The sequence below is a fragment of the Clostridium sp. 7_2_43FAA genome (genome assembly GCF_000158375.2).
Lineage (GTDB): Bacteria > Bacillota > Clostridia > Clostridiales > Clostridiaceae > Clostridium > Clostridium tertium.
In genome coordinates this window covers 1-3,438 of sequence record NZ_JH815220.1, presented here as the reverse complement: position 1 = coordinate 3,438, position 3,438 = coordinate 1, and the positions used below count along the sequence as shown (strand labels likewise).

Genomic DNA, 3,438 nt, shown 5'->3' with positions numbered 1-3,438 from the left:
AAAATCAGCCATTATAAAATATGGCTGATTTTTATTTTATAAAAAATTATTATACTTCGAAGTTAACAACTACAGTTTTGCCTGCAACAGCATCTCCACTTTCAACTGGAGTTATTGACTTAGTTGCATCAACATTAGTTATTAATACTGGTGTAGCAAGAGATAATCCTTTGCTTAAGATTAATTCTCTGTTTATTTTAATTAATGGTGTACCAGCTTTAACTTTTGTACCTTGTTCAACTAATTGTTCAAAACCTTCTCCATCAAGAGAAACAGTTTCTAATCCTATGTGAATAAGTAACTCTAATCCATTTTCTAAAGTCATAGCAAATGCATGCTTAGTTTTAAAAATAAGAGTAACTTCTCCATCAGCAGGAGCAACAATAGTATCTCCTTCAGCTATTATAGCCATTCCATCTCCAGCTAGTTTTTCAGCGAAAACTGGGTCTGGAACTTCTGATAAAGGAATAATCTTACCAGAAACAGGAGCAACAAGTGCGTTAGGATTAACTACAGCATTTTCATTGTTTGAGTCTGACTTAAATAAGTTCTTAATAAAATTAAACATAGTATTTCCTGAATAATCAGGAATCCACATCCTTTCTACTTCAAATTTTAATGAGTGTATAAATTAATACTTATAGTATTTATAAATATCTAAGAATAAATACATAAATATTATATACAAAATGTTAAAAACAAAAGGCATAAGCCCTAAAATTATAGATGGACTCATGCCTGATTAAACAGTAACACGTCTAGTATGATTATATATATAGTTATTAATAGTTGTCAATAAACTAAATAAAAAAAAACTAATGAAATCGTTAGCAAAGATGAGCATATTTAATATAATTAATGAAATCTTAAGAAAATCATCAAAAAATAATAAAAAAGGATATTGAAAACAATAACAACAGATGATACAATAATATTGTAAATAAAATATGTGTACAAATTTAGGCGTGTTATCAATTAGTTGAGCATGAGCCGAAGAGGATTTATATATCTATAATATCCTTTTCGGCTTTTTTTATTTCTTACTCGGAATTATATTATACAGCTGCTTAAATTTGTATATAAAAAAATTTAAGGAGGATTTATTATTATGATGAAGTATCTTCAAAGATTAGGAAAATCTTTAATGCTTCCAGTAGCAGCATTACCTGTTGCAAGTATATTAATGGGTATTGGTTATTGGATTGACCCTACAGGTTGGGGTGCTAACAATGTTATGGCAGCTTTCTTATTAAAAGCTGGTGGAGCTCTAATTGATAATATGGCTATTCTTTTTGCAATTGGTGTAGCAGTTGGAATGTCAGACGATAATGATGGTACAGCAGGACTTGCTGGTTTAGTTTCATGGCTTATGATCACAACTTTATTAAGCCCAGCAGTTGTTGGAATGTTTAAAGGAATAGATGTTGCAGAAGTACCAGCAGCATTCTCAAAAATTCAAACTCAATTCGTTGGTATTGTTGCAGGTTTAATCGGGGCAACATGTTACAACAAGTTTAAAAATACTAAATTACCAGATGCTTTAGGTTTCTTCAGTGGTAAGAGATCAGTTGCAATTATGACAGCATTAGCATCATTAGTTGCAGCACTTGTATTATTCTTTGTATGGCCAGTAGTTTACAATGCACTAGTATCATTTGGTAAGGCAATTGTTTCTACAGGAGCTGTTGGATCAGGTATATATGCATTCTTTAATAGATTATTAATACCTACAGGACTTCACCATGCACTTAACTCAGTATTCTGGTTTGATGTTGCAGGAATTAATGATATCGGAAACTTCTGGGCAGGAACAGGTACTCAAGGTGTAACTGGAATGTACATGACTGGATTCTTCCCAGTAATGATGTTTGGTTTACCAGCAGGAGCTTTAGCTATGTATCATACTGCTAAAGATAATAAGAAGAAAGCTGTATATGGATTATTATTAGCAGCTGCATTATCTTCATTCTTTACAGGAGTTACAGAACCATTAGAATTCGCATTCATGTTCTTAGCACCAGGACTATATGTAGTTCATGCTGCTTTAACAGGTGTTTCAGCTATAGTTTGTACATTATTACCAGTAAGAGCTGGATTTAACTTCAGTGCTGGATTTGTTGATTGGATCTTAAGCTTTAAGGCTCCAATGGCTGAAAATCCACTTTGGTTAATACCAATTGGTTTAGTATTTGCAATTTTATACTATGTAGTATTTAGATTCGTAATCACTAAATTCAACTTAAAGACTCCAGGTAGAGAAGACGACGATGATGAATTAAGTGAAAATGTAGCAGTTAGTGGAGATATGAATGAATTAGCTAAAGCATATATCCAAGCTTTAGGTGGAAAAGAAAATATAGTATCAGTAGACAACTGTGTTACTAGATTAAGACTTGGTGTTAAAGATAACGCTATAATTAAAGATAAAAGTTTAACAGCTCTAGGAGCTAGAGGGGTTATAAGACCTGGAAAAGGAAATATCCAAGTAATAGTTGGAACAAATGTGCAATTTGTTGCTGATGCAATAAAAGCAGAATTAAAGAGATAATAAATAAAATAAAATAAAGTAAATAGAAATAGAAGGTGTACGAAAGTGTGCCTTCTATTTCTATTTATATAATAAAAGTTATAAATAAACATTAAATAGATAGATTACTTCAATTATATTAATTAACTGGTTATATTCATACAATATATAAAATATTACATTAAAGCACTATATCTTATCTAAATTTAGATTTTATATAAACTCAGTTTTATTATTCATAAGCTTAGTGTTGTTATTTTGTTTAAAAGAGTAAGTTAACTTTATAATGTATTATTAATTTTAATTATGAAGATTATTAAAATAATCATATAAACCATACAATTATATATAGATTGTAAAATTAAAATCCTATATATAATTGTATATAAATATAGGATTAAACAAACAGAAATATCTATATATATAAGGATATACACAATTTACACTGGTGTTAACATAAAAATATATAATTAACCTATCCTGGTGTATCAGTAATTAAAAAAATAAGAAAATAGAAGAAAAGTATAGAGAAATCAATATAATTTATAAAAATAAGATTATTTCATAAAGAGTAGGGGGAATCTAACATGATATTATGTAACTCGTCACTTATTAACGAATTGATTGCAGCAAGATAACTTGAAAAAAGTTAAAAAACATTGTTGACAAGAAAGTGAATAAGTGATAAGATAAGAAAGTCGCTTGAGGGCGATGAAGAAAATGGTCTTTGAAAATTGAACAGAAAATAAGTTAAGTAAACAAACCAGCAATTCTTTTAGACGTCTTAACATTAAGACTCAAAGTAATTTGAGCAAAGATTAAACTTTTTATTGAGAGTTTGATCCTGGCTCAGGACGAACGCTGGCGGCGTGCCTAACACATGCAAGTCGAGCGAGAGGAGTTCCTTCGGG

General features: G+C 30.0%; 2 protein-coding genes and 1 rRNA gene. 2 read left to right on the top strand and 1 reads right to left on the bottom strand.

Annotation, left to right across the window (positions count from 1 at the left end; translation table 11 throughout):
- Positions 1-49 precede the first annotated feature (49 nt).
- The gene (locus CSBG_RS00015) at positions 50-568 is read right to left on the bottom strand and encodes a PTS glucose transporter subunit IIA (RefSeq protein WP_008675950.1); all 519 of its coding nucleotides are present in this window, start codon (positions 566-568) and stop codon (positions 50-52) included.
- A 540-nt stretch (positions 569-1,108) separates the two neighbouring features.
- Between CSBG_RS00015 and nagE the strand changes: the two genes are divergently transcribed.
- Positions 1,109-2,548 carry an N-acetylglucosamine-specific PTS transporter subunit IIBC gene (nagE, locus tag CSBG_RS00010; protein WP_008675948.1) on the top strand — a complete coding sequence of 480 codons (1,440 nt, stop codon included), beginning with the start codon at positions 1,109-1,111 and terminating at the stop codon, positions 2,546-2,548.
- An 805-nt stretch (positions 2,549-3,353) separates the two neighbouring features.
- Positions 3,354-3,438: ribosomal RNA gene (locus tag CSBG_RS00005) — 16S ribosomal RNA — on the top strand; the annotation flags it as partial.

What these genes read in the sequence shown, in the direction of transcription:
- CSBG_RS00015 (WP_008675950.1), bottom strand. Translation starts at nt 568, where the DNA reads ATGTTTAATTTTATTAAGAACTTATTTAAGTCAGACTCAAACAATGAA.
- nagE (WP_008675948.1), top strand. Translation starts at nt 1,109, where the DNA reads ATGATGAAGTATCTTCAAAGATTAGGAAAATCTTTAATGCTTCCAGTA.